Origin of the sequence: Paenibacillus woosongensis (assembly GCF_030122845.1) — a bacterium.
In the GTDB taxonomy this organism is placed as follows: Bacteria; Bacillota; Bacilli; order Paenibacillales; family Paenibacillaceae; genus Fontibacillus; species Fontibacillus woosongensis_A.
In genome coordinates this window covers 2,336,962-2,352,542 of record NZ_CP126084.1, presented here as the reverse complement: position 1 = coordinate 2,352,542, position 15,581 = coordinate 2,336,962, and the positions used below count along the sequence as shown (strand labels likewise).

At 49.2% G+C, this 15,581-nt stretch carries 13 protein-coding genes and 1 tRNA gene; 1 reads left to right on the top strand and 13 read right to left on the bottom strand.

Annotated elements, in window-relative coordinates:
• Positions 1 to 317 precede the first annotated feature (317 nt).
• Positions 318 to 1,526 (bottom strand): DUF5780 domain-containing protein, encoded by a 1,209-nt coding sequence (locus tag QNH46_RS10705; protein WP_283928076.1) that lies wholly within the window; start codon positions 1,524 to 1,526, stop codon positions 318 to 320.
• Between the two features lie 743 nt (positions 1,527 to 2,269).
• Positions 2,270 to 2,343: transfer RNA gene (locus QNH46_RS10700), tRNA-Pro, on the bottom strand.
• A 676-nt stretch (positions 2,344 to 3,019) separates the two neighbouring features.
• Here QNH46_RS10700 and QNH46_RS10695 point away from each other — a divergent pair.
• Positions 3,020 to 3,934 (top strand): polysaccharide deacetylase family protein, encoded by a 915-nt coding sequence (locus tag QNH46_RS10695; protein WP_283928075.1) that lies wholly within the window; start codon positions 3,020 to 3,022, stop codon positions 3,932 to 3,934.
• Positions 3,935 to 4,055: 121 nt separating this feature from the next.
• Here QNH46_RS10695 and trmD read toward each other — a convergent pair whose 3' ends face one another.
• The 11 genes from trmD to fabF form a co-directional block, all read right to left on the bottom strand.
• Positions 4,056 to 4,805 (bottom strand): tRNA (guanosine(37)-N1)-methyltransferase TrmD, encoded by a 750-nt coding sequence (gene trmD / locus QNH46_RS10690; RefSeq protein WP_283928074.1) that lies wholly within the window; start codon positions 4,803 to 4,805, stop codon positions 4,056 to 4,058.
• Positions 4,806 to 4,807: 2 nt separating this feature from the next.
• Positions 4,808 to 5,326, bottom strand: coding sequence for a ribosome maturation factor RimM (gene rimM / locus QNH46_RS10685; RefSeq protein ID WP_283928073.1), 519 nt, complete (start codon positions 5,324 to 5,326; stop codon positions 4,808 to 4,810).
• A 118-nt stretch (positions 5,327 to 5,444) separates the two neighbouring features.
• Positions 5,445 to 5,675 carry a KH domain-containing protein gene (locus tag QNH46_RS10680; protein ID WP_019638108.1) on the bottom strand — a complete coding sequence of 77 codons (231 nt, stop codon included), beginning with the start codon at positions 5,673 to 5,675 and terminating at the stop codon, positions 5,445 to 5,447.
• Between the two features lie 23 nt (positions 5,676 to 5,698).
• Positions 5,699 to 5,971 (bottom strand): 30S ribosomal protein S16, encoded by a 273-nt coding sequence (gene rpsP, locus QNH46_RS10675; RefSeq protein WP_019638109.1) that lies wholly within the window; start codon positions 5,969 to 5,971, stop codon positions 5,699 to 5,701.
• Between the two features lie 47 nt (positions 5,972 to 6,018).
• A complete protein-coding gene (gene ffh, locus QNH46_RS10670) occupies positions 6,019 to 7,398 on the bottom strand; it encodes a signal recognition particle protein (protein ID WP_213588645.1) in 1,380 nt (459 codons plus the stop codon).
• Positions 7,399 to 7,478: 80 nt separating this feature from the next.
• Positions 7,479 to 7,832, bottom strand: a complete 354-nt coding sequence (locus QNH46_RS10665) for a putative DNA-binding protein (protein WP_283928072.1) — start codon at positions 7,830 to 7,832, stop codon at positions 7,479 to 7,481.
• A gap of 223 nt (positions 7,833 to 8,055) precedes the next feature.
• Positions 8,056 to 8,703, bottom strand: a complete 648-nt coding sequence (gene trhA, locus QNH46_RS10660) for a PAQR family membrane homeostasis protein TrhA (protein ID WP_213588647.1) — start codon at positions 8,701 to 8,703, stop codon at positions 8,056 to 8,058.
• 47 nt (positions 8,704 to 8,750) lie between these two features.
• Positions 8,751 to 9,755: a signal recognition particle-docking protein FtsY gene (gene ftsY, locus QNH46_RS10655; RefSeq protein ID WP_283928071.1), complete on the bottom strand. Its 1,005-nt coding sequence runs from the start codon at positions 9,753 to 9,755 to the stop codon at positions 8,751 to 8,753.
• An 81-nt stretch (positions 9,756 to 9,836) separates the two neighbouring features.
• Positions 9,837 to 13,409: a chromosome segregation protein SMC gene (gene smc / locus QNH46_RS10650; RefSeq protein ID WP_283928070.1), complete on the bottom strand. Its 3,573-nt coding sequence runs from the start codon at positions 13,407 to 13,409 to the stop codon at positions 9,837 to 9,839.
• Between the two features lie 114 nt (positions 13,410 to 13,523).
• Entirely contained in the window at positions 13,524 to 14,222 is a 699-nt protein-coding gene (gene rnc / locus QNH46_RS10645; protein ID WP_283928069.1) for a ribonuclease III, read from the bottom strand.
• 12 nt (positions 14,223 to 14,234) lie between these two features.
• Positions 14,235 to 15,473 (bottom strand): beta-ketoacyl-ACP synthase II, encoded by a 1,239-nt coding sequence (gene fabF, locus QNH46_RS10640; RefSeq protein ID WP_283928068.1) that lies wholly within the window; start codon positions 15,471 to 15,473, stop codon positions 14,235 to 14,237.
• Positions 15,474 to 15,581: the final 108 nt, after the last annotated feature.

Sequence of the window (15,581 nt, the reverse complement as noted above, 5' to 3'; positions counted from 1 at the left end):
TCCGGAGAACCCATTGTTCTCCCTCATCATCCGCAGAGGACCACCGAATTCACAACAAGAAGAATTTTATCACATTTAACCAGCGTTAGCAAGTTAAATTAAGAGCTTCTGACACCTTAATCAATAAGGATAGTTTCTGCATTTTTAAATAGGACAAGCCACTTTCATTCACTAAATAAAATTGTAGAGGATTCTAACCTATCGCTTGTATTTTTTATTCATTATTGACCTTTACCTTATCCTAAACTGAAATTCTTCATTTCTATATTTGTGTAATCTTTAATGTTGTTCGGCTCGCTCTTCCAAAGAAGTTAGATTTAATGCAATGGCTTTTCCTTGAATTCGTCGAGCCAATAATTATAATATTCATTCTCCCAAGTTGTCCCATCGTAGTATTCAACCTCTTTTACACAAGAAAGGACAGTTTTAATTCCTAGGTTCTCATGAATAGACCAACCTTTGCCTTTACCGAATGTAGCATTCGTTACTATGTTAACATTCTCCGCATATCCTTCATAAGCATAATCGCCTTCAGATGAGTATTGATTTCTGATTTTCACCGGTAATCCATTAGAATCAAATCCCAAACTAACAACCACCATATTCTTAACTGTCTTATTAGATTTGTTTCTAACTATTACTTGAATCATATCAGGATACAACGCTTTATATTCGGTACTCTGGATTGTAATACTTGCTTTTTCTACAATAACCTCTTGTTTATTTTTTGCTTCTTGCATCTTTATTTTTCTTTCATTTTCAATTTGCTCTTCTTTTTTCTTTTCATAGACAGATTTTTTTGCGATTAAATCAGAATCATTTTGCATGACGCTTAATCCTTGATTTATTTCATTTAGTGCTTCTTCAAATTTATTATTGGAAGCGGCTTTTTCAGCATTTTTAAGAATAATATTCTTATATTCACTCGAAGATTTTTCAATTAAATCGTTCGCAATTTCATAATTCTTGGAATCATCCTCTGAAACTTTTTTTAATTCAACAAGTGCATCTTTAATATTATTACTTTTTATTAGTTCATTACCTGCTTTAAATGCTATTCTGGAATCATTTAAAGAGATTATTTTATTCTGAACTTCAGAAACTTTAGAAGTAAGTAATTTCGTTTTCTCTATAGTATTTATTTTGCTTATGGCATTATCAAAATTAATTTTCTCATTTTCAAAATCTTGCTGGATTTTAATGAGGTCCGATTCAAGATATGTTTCCACCTCAGTTTCCCTTTTTGTGTTTCCTTTGATTTCCTTATTGTAAATATCTATTGCATCCTTATAACTACTTTCTTGAATAGATTTCTTAAATGTATGTATAGGATTGCTATTAACCAAATATAGTACACCTGCAACCAAAATAACTACAGCTAATGAACTTGATAAATATAACCATTTTCTGTTCTTCAAAGAAAACATTTTCCGATTATTATTACTAACACCGATTTTTGACCCGCACTTGTTACAGAATAAACTTTCATCAGATAACTCATGACCACAATTATTGCATTTTGTCATGTACTACAATCCCTCCAACCTAATATTTTCCATTATCATATCACTTACGACAAATTAGGTCTATGGAATTATGCAAATAACAGAGTAGTAGTCCATAGAAACTATTTTAATGTAGCGATCATGACTTTAGAATTCTTCTTTTTTCTATTTTTTCAGTTCATATAAATGGAGTATGTTGCAGCCCCTCATTTTGTCATTGAGATGATGGGTATATTTATTAATATGTTTAAAATATGAATTAGTTAATGTAATTCTCATTGTCACTTCTCCTTCTCCTAAACGCATAGGATTATCGTTCCGACACATCGCATTTAAAAAAGTGAATGGTCACTCGTTTGCCGACAATATTTCAACATTCGTGTAATGTGATTAAGTTGAAACACTTTAATTGTAATATCTTGAATTTCTGGTTGTTCGGTTGCTTCCTTTATCGTTTTGACAGAAAAGCAGATACTTGTTGACGGTATTATTCGTTGCGCTTCCATATTGAGAAGTTCCTCTTTGGCGGTAAACTGCTGAATTTCGTCCAGTGATCGCTTATACCAATCTAAGGCATAAGATGAAACGTTCTTTACTCCGCAATAAAATCCTTTGATGCAAATTTAAGTAAAAAAAAAATCACACCCTTCTGGATTTAATAATCCCTTAGGTTGTGATTTGCAAGTGCAAAAATGAGTCTCGGGTTGACCGCTATATAAAGTTACCTTTAGATAGTGACCTAAACCCTTAATGTAAAGGATTAATCGGAGTAGCGGGATTCGAACCCACGGCCTCACCCACCCCAAGGGTGCGCGCTACCTGACTGCGCCATACCCCGATTGGATTAATATATGTATATGACAGGGTTAAGCAATGAAGACCTGAACCTAGTAAAATCCCCTCATACATGAGAAATATTAACATACTTCACAGGTTAATGTCCAGTATGCATACAGCCCTAAAGACAAAGAGCGTTTGCAGTGACCATTCTCACTGTAAACGCTCTTATTATGGTCGGACTTATCACCCTATCATCAATCATATGGCAAGTTCTCGTTCAATAATTCAAATTCCGCGTCTATGGGGTCAATTAAGTATTCACTTAACATTCAAGTACCTCCTTCGCTGCAAAAGCTAATTCCGGCGGCCGGCGTAAAATTCAAGGATATCGTCTACCGTCAGCATACGATCGTCTTCTCTTTTTCCATGATCTTGAGACTGCTGTTGCTCATTCTGCTCTGTCTGTTCCATGAAGCTCTGCCTCCCAAACGAATAATCGTGATTAGGTGCCTCTAGTTATTTAACCAGAAGCTTCAACCCTGAAACAGTACTGCCCCATCATATGATTTGTTTTCCAGTAAGAAATATACGTGCATATTCATCATATTCGGCATTCGGCAAACAAGTGTCAGTCCTGCATAAAAAATTAATGAATTGTTTACTTTTTCTAAACCTTTTCCATACCTGGTTTCATATACAATAGAGTGGCAAGTTATTGAAAAGGGAGAGTCATTATGCATCGGTTTAAGAAATATGCTTTGATTTCGCTAGCCTTCATCATCATCCTTTACGCTGTGGCTGTAGCCAATCCAGGTACCGTCCTCTCGCGCAAAGCCTGCAGCTCTTGGAGCTTGGTCAAGGATCAAGCTTTTGTAATGACTCACCCTCGTCAGGACGGCAGCCAGAAGCTTCCGGCCAATTTCTTGATCCAGCCCGGCACCGCCGAGCAGGTTCCTGTTCTTATGTATCATTACATTACGCCACAGGCCAACAACGATCAACCGGACAACAATTCGATCATCACCCTGGAAGCCTTCGAGGAAAATATGAATTACTTGCACGAGCAAGGTTACTATACGGCGACTATGGAGGAATTGGAGCAGTATGTGCTTGGCAAAACGTCCCTGCCTGCCAAAACCGTAGTAATTACGTTCGACGATGGCTACCAGAACAACTATATTTATGCTTATCCTATTTTGAAAAAATACGGCTTCCAGGCGACCATCTTCGTCATCGGCAGCAGAATACAGCAAGAGACATCGCCATTTGATCCGGCCAAAAAGAGCTTCCTCTCCTTTGAGGAAATCAAGGCCTCTTCTGACGTATTTGAATACCACAGCCACACGTATGACCTGCATCACAAAGGGTTTAAGAAATGCGGGCTGGATTATGCCACGGGATTAGATACAAAAAGCCTGACGGCCGATATCGCCAAAATGAAGGAACTTGGCATCGACAGTCCGTATTTTGCCTACCCTTTCGGCGAGAAAAGCACGCAAATGGTTTATTCGCTGCAAGAAAACAATTACCGGATGGCCTTTACCGTCCTCCAGGGCTTCGTTAAACCCGGCGATTCTCTCATGAGGCTCAATCGCCTTACGGTGACCACGGCAACCGATTTTGCGGAGCTGTTGCAAGGCGGGCATTAAGAGAAAATGTTGATCAGCGTTCTTTCCAAGAATACAAAACCACGATCAACCGCCAATTTACAATACAAAATGACCCTCGCCGCTGGCGAGGGTTTTTTCGGATGTTTTCTCCATTAAATTTCTATTCCTCATGCTCCGCTTGGATTTCATCCAGCCATTTCTGATCCTTTGGCGTAAGCTCGGCATGCTCCAGCAAATCGGGACGGCGCAGCCATGTTCTGCGCAGCGCCTCTTTCCGGCGCCAATCCGCTACGTTCGCATGATGTCCGCTAAGCAGAATATCCGGCACCTTCCAGCCCCTGAACTCCACCGGTCGGGTATAATGCGGATATTCCAGCAGCCCCGTGCTGAAGGAGTCGGTGACTGCGCTGGTCTCGTTTCCAAGCACGCCCGGCAGCAATCGGACGACGCTGTCGACGACAACCATCGCTGGCAGCTCCCCGCCCGTCAGAACGTAGTCCCCAACCGACAGCTCATCCGTGACCAGATGCTCCCTGATCCGTTCGTCATACCCTTCATAATGTCCGCAAATAAAGATGAGATGCTCCTCCTCGGCCAGCTCCTCCGCTTTGCGCTGCGTGAAGCTCTCGCCCTGCGGACACATCAGGATAATTCGGGGAGCCGGGGCATCCGCTGGCTTGCCGGACAACAAATCTTCGACCGCCCGAAAAATCGGATCAGGCTTCAGCACCATTCCTCCGCCTCCACCGTACGGCGTATCATCCACCGTACCGTGTTTATTTCCAGCATAATCACGAAAATTAACCGGATTTAAAGAAACGATTCCCTTGTCCTGAGCTTTGCCGAGAATGCTTGTTCCAAACACGCCCGTGAACATCTCCGGAAACAGTGTCAATACATCCACTCTCATGCTTACAGCAGTCCCTCCATAAGATGAACTTTAACCAGCTTCGCCTTCACGTCCACGTCAAGCACGACATCATCTATAACAGGAAGCAGGAGCTCCTTGCGGGAAGGCATTTTGACCACCCATACATCATTTGCACCCGGGCGAAGAATCTCTTCTATGACGCCAAGCTCTTCCCCTTCTTCATCAATGACGCGGCAGCCGATGATTTCATAAAAATAATACTCGTTATCCGGCAGTTCAATGGACTCCTCTTTGCTGACCTTCACATCAAACCCCTTGAATTTTTCAACCTGATTGATATTGTCGTATGCTGTAAAACGAACGATGAACGTCCCTTTATTAGGACGTGCAGAAGCCACAGTGACTTGAACCTGTTCCCCGGTTTCCGGATGAACCAGGATCAGCTGGCTTTTCGGGGCGAAGCGCACCTCCGGGAAATCCGTGCTGGAAATCACCTTCAGTTCTCCGCGGATGCCGTGTGTATTAACTATTTTGCCAACTGACAGCAATGAATCCGACATAACATCCTCCTTGATAAAAAATTTATCGCTTATTTCCTCATAACTCTATTTCCGGCTTCAGCTTCAGCATGTACGAAAAAGGGCTAGGACAGTCATCCTAACCCTCTTTCGTATATTTTTAAGATATGATATCCACGGTGACCCGCTTATCCATCTTAACGGCTGCCGATGCCACAACCGTGCGGAGCGCCTTAGCGATTCTGCCCTGCTTACCGATCACTTTCCCCACATCGTCAGGATGCACGGACAGTTCGTACACAATCAGGTGTTCCTTCTCTACGACCTCCACACGGACATCGTCCGGATGATCAACAAGAGCCTTCGCAATAACGCCGACTAATTGTTCCATAAAGGGACCCTCCGAATCAGCAATTATTTCTGCTGCTTAAGCTCATGAAATTTCTTCATTACGCCTGCTTTGCTAAGCAAGTTGCGAACAGTATCAGATGCTTGCGCACCGTTTTGAAGCCATTTCAACGCTTTCTCTTCGTCAATGTTTACTGCTGCCGGTTCAGCAACCGGGTTGTAGTAACCAATTTCCTCGATAAAGCGGCCGTCACGCGGGGAACGGGAATCCGAAACCACGATACGGTAGAAAGGAGCTTTATGAGCACCCATGCGTTTCAAACGAATACGAGCTGCCATGAAAATTCACCTCCTTCAAAGAATCAAATCAATCCTATCCTTACGGCTTAACGGAATGGAAACCGCATTCCTTTGCCGGCTTTGGCCTGCATTTGCTTCATCATTTTGGAGCCCTTGCCTTTCGGCCCCATCATGTCGGAGAACTGCTTCATCATCCGGCGCATTTCATCGAACTGCTTGATCAGCCGGTTCACGTCGGCGAGCGTTGTGCCACTGCCTGCAGCGATACGCTTGCGTCTGCTGTGGTTGATCATATCCGGATTCTGCTTCTCTTCCTTGGTCATGGAGCGGACGATCGCCTCAACACGGCCCATCTGCTTCTCATCGACCTTGATATCTTTCATCTGCTTCATCTTGCCCATGCCGGGAATCATGTCCATAATCTGGTCCAGAGGCCCCAGCTTCTTGACCTGTTCCATCTGCTCCAGGAAATCATCGAACGTAAACTCGGCATTGCGCATTTTGCGTTCCATTTCCTTCGCTTTCTCAGCGTCGATATTCGACTGAGCCTTCTCAATCAGCGAGAGCATATCGCCCATGCCGAGAATCCGTGAAGCCATCCGCTCTGGATGAAACGGCTCAAGCGCGTCAATCTTCTCGCCAAGCGCCGCAAACTTGATCGGGCAGCCGGTAACGGCTTTGACCGATAATGCCGCACCGCCGCGGGTATCGCCGTCCAGCTTGGTCAGCACAACACCTGTCAGCTCAAGCTGCTGGTTGAAGCTCTCGGCCACGTTAACGGCATCCTGACCGGTCATCGCATCAACGACAAGCAGCACTTCATCCGGCTGCGTCACCTCATGAATCTGGCGGAGCTCTTCCATCAATTCCTCATCAACATGCAGGCGTCCCGCTGTATCGATGAGCAGGTAATCATTGCCGTTGTCCTTCGCATGCTGCAGCGCCTGACGGGCGATTTCCACCGGGCTGTTGCCTTCCGGGAGCGTGAATACGGGCACCTTGATCTGTTCGCCAAGCACCTGCAGCTGCTTAATGGCAGCTGGGCGGTAAATGTCCCCGGCCACCAGCAGTGGGCGATGGTTGCCCTTCAGCAACAGCTTGGCCAGCTTGGCCGAGGTTGTCGTCTTCCCGGCACCCTGCAGGCCCGCCATCATCACGACGGTCGGCGGACGGTTGCTCTTCGCCAGCTTCGCTTGACTGCCGCCCATCAGCTCGGTCAGCTCTTTGTTAACAATATCAATAATGACCATGCCCGGCGTGAAGCTGTCCATCACTTCCTTGCCGACGGCCTTCTCCTTCACCTTGGAGATAAATTCCTTGACCACTTTGAAGTTGACGTCCGCTTCTAGCAACGCGAGCCGCACTTCTCTCATAGCTTCGTTGACATCGTCCTCCGATACCTTGCCTTTGCCGCGCAGCTTACTGAATACGCTCTGCAATCGGTTCGTTAAACCTTCAAAAGCCATCTTCGGTCACCTCCGCTTCAAGGATTGAATACTTTCAAAATGAATACTTCCGGCAAGCCGACGGAAGTCGGCTTATCTTATCATAATTGCTCAGCCTGGTCGAGCAAGTTCCTTGCTTCTTCTTTATGTACGGCGGGCAGCTCGCTACCTGCGATAATTTCTCCCAGCCGGACAAGCACAGCGCTTCGTTCCTCATGCTTATGCAGCAGCCTGAGCTTCTCCTCATAAGCTTCCAGCATGCCTTCAGCCCGTTTGATATGCTCATAAACAGCCTGTCTGCTGATTCCGAACTCGGCGGCAATTTCGCCAAGCGAGAAGTCATCGTGGAAATAATATTTAAGGAACGTCTGCTGCTTCTCTGTCAGCAGCTTCTCATAGAAATCAAACAAAAGGTTGATCCGGTTCGTCTTCTCAAGCCTATTCTCCTGACTCATATGGGCACTCCCTCCGTCAAGGAAAAACACTTTACAGCGCGCATCAACGTTCTTTATGATACATAATCAAAAGTGGGATGTCAAGTACTTTCCCTTAACATATGATCAACGCTTGGGCTGCGAGCATTTTTCAGCAGAAAAACGTGCGAAGCCGCTGTCGTTCTTACGGACAGCGGCTTCGCCGGAGTATGGATTTATTTCATGATCCACAACTATTTATGTCTTACCATTTCGGCAGCAGGTACAGTAAAATAGCGAAGAAATGCGTCACACTGCCCCCGAGCACGAACAGATGCCAAATCGCATGATGGTAAGGAAAAGCTCGCCACACATAGAATATCGTGCCCAGTGAATATAGTACGCCTCCGGCTACCAGCAGCACGATCCCTTGCGAAGGCACTGCAGCCGTAAGCGGTCCCCAGGCGATAACGATCAGCCAGCCCATTATCAAATAGAAAAATGTGGACATGAACAAAAATCGTTTGACGAAGAATGCCTTAAACAGCACGCCGAGTATGGCAATGCCCCAAATTACCCCGAACAGGCTCCATCCAAGCGGTCCGCGAATCGCCACAAGCAAAAATGGCGTATACGTACCGGCGATATAAAGGTAAATCGAGGAATGGTCGAAAAATTCGAACAAATCCTTCACTTTGCCTTCCTTGAAGCTGTGTACGAGAGTAGAGCAAACGTACAGCAGAAGCATGGTAACCCCATAAATTGTAAAGCTGACTACATGCCAGGCCGTCCCCTTCAAGCTCGAGAATACGATGAGCAGAACGAGCGCGGCCACGCTAAGTACAGATCCAATCCCATGGGTGATGGCATTGGCGATTTCCTCCCTGCGCGGATAAGTATGCGTATTAGCCATACTGTATCGCCTCCTATCCTTTTAATATGCTTCTCTCTAATCTGCCGTTACTCGCCGCTGGTTTCCGCGGCCTCTTCCTCTTCCTGTATCAGGCCGGCAAACAGGCCGTGGACGAATTGCTCAGAATCGAATTTCTGCAAATCCTCCATTTTCTCTCCAAGACCTACGAACTTTACCGGAAGGCTCAGTTCTTGACGAATTGCAACAACGATGCCGCCTTTGGCCGTGCCATCAAGCTTCGTCAGTACAAGCCCGGTCACACCGCTCTTCTCGCCGAACAGCTTCGCCTGGCTGAGCGCGTTCTGTCCGGTCGTGGCGTCCAGCACCATCAGCACTTCATGAGGGGCATCGGGAATCTCCCGCTGAATGACCCGGTAGATTTTGTTCAGCTCCTCCATCAAATTCGACTTGTTCTGCAGGCGCCCTGCCGTATCGCACAGAAGAATATCCACGCCGCGCTGTTTCGCCGCCTGCACGGCATCATACATAACCGCCGCCGGATCGGAACCGGACTGCTGCTTGACCACGTCTACGCCGACGCGCTCGCCCCATACCTCTAGCTGCTCGATCGCACCTGCACGGAACGTGTCTCCCGCAGCAAGGAGCACTTTCTTGCCCTGCTGCTTGTAATGGTGAGCCAGCTTGCCGATCGTAGTCGTTTTCCCGACGCCGTTGACGCCAACGAACAGAAAGACGCTGATTCCGTTGGGGTTCAACCTCATCTCATTATCCTCATCGCCGCGCAGCAGCTCTGTGAGCTTCTCGGACAGAATCGGCTGCAGCTCCGCCGCGTCCTCGATCCGCCGTTTCTTCACTTCACTGCGCAGTTCGTCAATCAAGGTCATCACGGTATTTACGCCGACATCCGCCCCGATTAATATTTCTTCCAATTCCTCGAAAAATTCCTCATCGATCTTCTTGCGCCGGATGACGAGATCGGCTACTTTCTCCACGAAGCCTTTGCGGCTTTTCTCAAGCCCGTCCTTAAACTGCTTCGTCACCGCCTCCGTCTTGGAGGCGATGCTATCTTTTAATTTTTTAAAGAAACTCATGAGGTTCCTCCTTAAGTAATCATCCCTGATCCAATATCAAGCTATAATCTCCCTGCTTTAATTATGCCACGGCTGGGCCGCTCAAGCAATTTCCACCGTTTCCTCATCCTCCAGCTTGACGGAGACGAGCTTGGACACCCCGCCTTCCTCCATCGTGACCCCATAGAGCACATCCGCCTCTTCCATCGTCCCTTTGCGGTGCGTCACGACGATGAACTGGGTTTGCTCGGAGAATTCGCGCAAATACTGGGCGAATCTTGCCACGTTCGCTTCATCCAGCGCCGCTTCTACCTCGTCAAGCACACAGAACGGCACCGGCTTGACGTGCAGGATGGCAAAGAGAAGGGCCATTGCCGTCAAAGCCCGCTCTCCCCCGGATAGCAGCTGCAGGTTCTGCAATTTCTTGCCCGGCGGCTGGGCTACAACGTCAATCCCGGTCTCAAGCAGGTTATCCGGATCAATAAGGACCAGATCCGCACGGCCGCCTCCGAACAGTTTGGTGAATACCGTGCCGAATTCGCGGCGAATCGCATCGAATGTCGTTTTGAAGCGCTTGGACATTTCGTCATCCATTTCCTTGATGACCTGGTACAGCGTCGCCTTGGCTTCCACAAGGTCATCCTTCTGCTCGCTGAGGAACTGGTAGCGCTCAGAGACACGCTCATACTCGTCAATCGCTCCCAAATTCACTTCTCCCAGAAGCATAATTTGGCGTTTCAGCTCTTTGACTTCCGCCTGTGTCTGCGGCACATCCTCTGGAACGGCGTAACGCTGCTTCGCAAGCTCAAAGCTGAGCTCATATTCATCGCTCAGCTTGTGCAGAATGTTGTCGAGCTCCACATCCAGCCGATTCGCTTGAATCTCCGTCTGGCGAAGCTGCTCTTCGACCGCCTTAAGGCCGACTCTCTGCTCCTTGGTTTCACTCTCGCCATCTTCCAGCTTCTTCACCAGCACGCTCCGCGAAGCGCGCTCCATATCAAGCTGCTCGCTAGTGCGCTCCTTCTTCAGCTTGAAGTCGTTCAGCTCTTCCCGCTGCTTGACGCTTTGCAGCTCATTTTGCTTCAAGTCGGCCTCGATCGCTTGTAATATACTGCGGTTCTGCTCCAGTTCCTTCTTCTGAATCTCAAACTCTTCCTGCGAACGCTGCAGCTGTTCGCGGAGGGAATGACACTCCTGATCGAGCTTGCCCTCGCGTACTTTAAGTCCGGTCAATTGATGCTGCAGCTCTTCCTTGACGGATTCATTCGCTTTGCGGGCAAACTCGGCAGCTTGAATCGACTGCCGAATCGTCTGTTCTTCCTTTTCCAGGTCCTTCAGTCTCGTTTCCGCAGAGGCTTTGCTCTTCTCCAGCTCCCCGAGCTCCTGAACATAGTGCCCCTTCTCCTGCCCGTAGAGCTCGAATTGCTCGGAGACGTGCCTCCACTCATGCTCTACTTGCTTCAGTTCACTCGTTTGAGACTGCTCTTCCGTACGCTTTCTGTCGCCAGCTTCGCGCAGCTTCTCCAACTCCTGCTCGCACTGCTTCATTTGACCGCGAACATCATTGAGTCCGCTTCTTAGCTTCTCCAGCATATCCTCGCTTTCGCGAATATCTGCGGCGAGCTGTTCGAGCTGGCGCTTTCGCCCTAACAGATTGCTATTCTTGCGATGCTGGCTTCCCCCGGTCATCGAACCGCCGGCATTAACGACATCGCCCTCCAGCGTGACAATCCGGAAACGGTATTGGCAGCGCGCCGCCATCTTGTTCGCCCGTTCCAGGTCGCTAGCGAACACGACATTGCCCAGCAGGCTGCCGACGATGTTCGCATAGCGGGGGTCGTGGCTGACAAGCTCAGCGCCGATGCCGATGAAGCCCTCGGCTTCTTCCATCGTCCTCTTATCCGCTGCGGACATCTGCCGGGGACGAATGACATCGAGCGGCAGGAAGGTGGCCCGTCCAAGCTGGCGCTGCTTCAAGAACGCGATCGCTTGCCGGGAAACGGCTTCATTCTCCATGACGATATGCTGCATCGCGGCTCCAAGCGCAGTCTCGACAGCAAGCTCCAGCTTCTCCGGCACCTGGATCAGCTCGGCTACGGCGCCGTGGACGCCCCCTAGCAGCGATTTACGCGAGGCCTTCAGCACTTCCTTTACCCCTAGGGCAAAGCCGTCGAAGTCCTCCTCCATCTCCTTCATCGTATCCCGGCGAGAAATCAGCGCTTCCCGCCGCTGCTCCCATTTACGTATGTTCGCAGAGCTTTCCTCGGCCAGCTTCTGCAGAGACTGCTGCCGCTCACTCTCCGTAATGTAACGGCTGCGCAGGTCGGAGATTTCCTTGGCAAGACGCTCCAGCACCTTCTCAAGCTCGGTTTTTCTGCCTTTCAGCCGCTCCAGTTCATCCCGCCATTTTGCGCCTTCTTCCTCCGACCGGTCCATCCGGCGCTGGACGCTTTCCTTCTGTTGATCGGCATAGCGGATCTCATTGCGTGCTTCGGCCATTTGATTCATCGTTTCGAGCAATTGCCCCTTGAGCGCTTCCTCCTGAGCCTGGCTGATCCCGCCGGTAACGCCCACAAGCTTCACTTCCTCGGCCGACAGCTCGGTTCTGAGCTCGTTCAGCTGCTTCTCAGCCTCCGCAAACTTCGCGGACAGGGCATTCAGTTCTTCCGCACGCTGTGCATAGCGCTCTTCATTGACAGCAAGCGACTGGCGCAGCTGCTCCCGGTTCTGAATCAGGTTCTTCTCGCGCTCCCGCAGCACCTCGCCGAAACCTTCGCTCTTCTCAAAGCTCTCGCTGTACTCCAGTAGCTGCCCCTGCAGCTCATCGATATGCTCCTCCAGTTGGCGAAGCGCCAACCGGTCGCTCTCCAGCTTAGCATCATGAGCGGATACGATTGTCGATAGCGCAAGCTGCTCCTCCTGCAGTTTGGCCAGCTTGTCGTTCGCCTCGCTCCAGTTCTCGTGGATTTTCTCGATTTGGTGGACATAGAGCGATATTTCCTTATGCTTCAGCTCCTCGCGGAGCTCTTTATAACGGAGCGCTTTCTCAGACTGCTCCTTCAAAGGGCCGATTTGGTCCTCAAGTTCACTGACAAGATCGTGAATACGCAGCAGGTTTTGTTCCGTATCATCGAGTTTGCGCCGTGCATCCCGTTTGCGGCTTTTATATTTCACAATCCCGGAGGCTTCCTCAAAAATCCCTCTTCGATCCTCGGAACGCGTACTTAAAATTTCTTCAATCCGCCCTTGCCCGATAATCGAATAAGCTTCCTTCCCGATCCCCGTATCCATGAACAGCTCGGTAATATCCTTCAAACGGCAGGATTGCTTGTTGATCATATATTCGCTGTCCCCGCTGCGATGAACCCGGCGGGTTACGGTAACTTCGCTGAAGTCAAGCGGAAGAGCTTGGTCCGTATTGTCGAGGGTTAATGAGACTTCTCCATAATTCACCGCTTTACGTGCGTCGCTGCCCGCAAAAATGATATCCTCCATCTTGCCGCCGCGGAGCGATTTGGCACTCTGCTCGCCCAGCACCCAGCGTATGCCATCGGAGATGTTACTCTTTCCGCTGCCGTTGGGGCCAACTACAGCCGTAATGCCGCGCACGAATTCCATTTCCGTTTTGTCGGCAAAAGATTTAAATCCTGATAACTCGATTCGTTTCAAAAACATACCTTCACGATCACCTCTACCAACTATTGTAACATACAAAAAAGCTTATGGGGACAAGCAAAAAGCCCCCGTGCAGCAAGCAGCGGGGACGATCCTTAAAACATCATATGACTGTCATTCATTCAAAGATTTCAAACGTTCTAGCGCCACTGCGGCAGCCTGCTGTTCAGCTTCCTTCTTGGAACGTCCAGTTCCCTGCCCCAGCGCCCGGCCATCCATGGATACCTGGGAGACGAACTCCCGTTCATGAGCCGGTCCACGCTCCTCGATGATACGGTACTCCAGCACGCCCATGTTGTGATGCTGGGTGAGCTCCTGCAGCTCCGTCTTGAAATCCGTCGTCTGCAGCTTCCCGTTAAGCGTGAACTGCGTGAATACATGCTGATGAAGGAAAGCATTAACAGCCTTCAACCCCTGATCCAGATAGAGGGCGCCGATGAACGACTCGAACACATCAGCCAGCAGCGCCGGACGAGTACGTCCGCCGGTTAATTCCTCTCCCTTCCCCAGCAATACGTATTTGCCGAACTCCAGGCTTTCGGCAAACTTCACAAGCGATGGCTCGCATACGATGGCTGCGCGAAGCTTGGTCAGTTCTCCCTCTGGACGATCCGGAAACATCCGATACAAATGCTCGGATACCGTCAGCTCCAGGACAGCGTCGCCCAGAAACTCCAGGCGCTCGTTATCCTGATTCTGGCTGAACCGATGTTCATTCACATATGATGCATGGGTAAAGGCCTGTTTCAACAGCTGTCGGTTTTGGAATACAATTTGAAGTTTGTGCTGTAACTGCTTCAGATCTCCACTCAACAGACTGACCCCTTATGCTTCAAATTTCTTCAGAACGATAGTGGCATTGTGACCGCCGAACCCGAAGGAGTTGGACATAGCTACATTGACATCTGCGGCTCTCGCTACATTTGGCACGTAATCCAAATCGCATTCCGGATCCTGGTTCTCCAGATTGATCGTTGGTGCAATTTTGCTGTTCTTGATCGTCAGACCGCAAATAACGGCCTCCACGCCGCCCGCTGCGCCTAGCAAATGACCTGTCATCGATTTCGTCGAGCTGACGGCCACTTTGCGCGCATGCTCTCCCAGCGCCTCTTTGATTGCGATCGTCTCGGAGCGGTCGCCTGCAGGAGTTGACGTACCGTGGGCATTGATATAATCAACCTCACTTACGTTAATGCCCGCTTCGCGAATCGCCATCTCCATGCATCGGCGCGCTCCGTTTGGATCCGGATCGGTCATATGATGCGCATCAGCGCTTAACCCGTAACCGATCACTTCCGCATAAATTTTCGCTCCGCGCTTCTGCGCGTGCTCCAAGGACTCCAGCACGAGAACCCCCGAGCCTTCGCCCATGACAAAGCCGTCGCGTCCCGTATCGAACGGGCGGCTTGCTCTCTCAGGCTCATCATTACGGGTCGACATCGCCCGCATCGAGCAGAATCCGGCGAGACCGGTAGGTCTGATCGTTGCTTCTGCGCCGCCGCAAATCATGACATCGGCATCGCCACGCTGAATTAATTTATACGAATCGCCAATGGAATGAGTTCCGGTCGCGCACGCCGTTACAGCTGTACTGTTTGGTCCTTTCGCACCGAACAGTATTGACACGTGGCCGGAAGCCATGTTCGCAATCATCATCGGAATGAAGAAAGGACTTACGCGTTTTGGGCCTTTTTGCAGCAAAATGTTATGCTGATCTTCCCAGGTTCCCAGTCCGCCAATCCCCGAACCGATAATAACGCCGACGCGCTCAGGGTCAACCTGCTCACCAATCACGAGGCCGCTGTCTTTAATAGCACTCGTAGCCGCCGCCGCTGCAAATTGAACGAAACGGTCCATCTTGCGCGCTTCCTTGCGGTCTACGTAATCTTCGGCATTGAAGTCCTTTACCGAAGCGGCGATCCGGGTCGGATATTCGCTAACGTCGAACGATTCAATCGCGGATACCCCCGATTTTCCCGCCATGAGATTATTCCAGAACGTATCCAAGTCTTGACCGAGGGATGTAACGACTCCCATACCGGTTATTACCACTCTATGCTTCAAACACACTCACCTCGTCTAGATCGCATGTGCAATACAGTAATGTAAATAACTAATGTAAATCTGATGATTTGCTAAGATGAGGAGAAGTCCCGCCTACAAAGGAGGTAC

Bases quoted from the DNA above. Each gene is read 5' to 3' on its own strand.
- QNH46_RS10705 (WP_283928076.1), bottom strand. From the start codon at position 1,526: ATGACAAAATGCAATAATTGTGGTCATGAGTTATCTGATGAAAGTTTA.
- QNH46_RS10695 (WP_283928075.1), top strand. From the start codon at position 3,020: ATGCATCGGTTTAAGAAATATGCTTTGATTTCGCTAGCCTTCATCATC.
- trmD (WP_283928074.1), bottom strand. From the start codon at position 4,805: ATGAGAGTGGATGTATTGACACTGTTTCCGGAGATGTTCACGGGCGTG.
- rimM (WP_283928073.1), bottom strand. From the start codon at position 5,326: ATGTCGGATTCATTGCTGTCAGTTGGCAAAATAGTTAATACACACGGC.
- QNH46_RS10680 (WP_019638108.1), bottom strand. From the start codon at position 5,675: ATGGAACAATTAGTCGGCGTTATTGCGAAGGCTCTTGTTGATCATCCG.
- rpsP (WP_019638109.1), bottom strand. From the start codon at position 5,971: ATGGCAGCTCGTATTCGTTTGAAACGCATGGGTGCTCATAAAGCTCCT.
- ffh (WP_213588645.1), bottom strand. From the start codon at position 7,398: ATGGCTTTTGAAGGTTTAACGAACCGATTGCAGAGCGTATTCAGTAAG.
- QNH46_RS10665 (WP_283928072.1), bottom strand. From the start codon at position 7,832: ATGAGTCAGGAGAATAGGCTTGAGAAGACGAACCGGATCAACCTTTTG.
- trhA (WP_213588647.1), bottom strand. From the start codon at position 8,703: ATGGCTAATACGCATACTTATCCGCGCAGGGAGGAAATCGCCAATGCC.
- ftsY (WP_283928071.1), bottom strand. From the start codon at position 9,755: ATGAGTTTCTTTAAAAAATTAAAAGATAGCATCGCCTCCAAGACGGAG.
- smc (WP_283928070.1), bottom strand. From the start codon at position 13,409: ATGTTTTTGAAACGAATCGAGTTATCAGGATTTAAATCTTTTGCCGAC.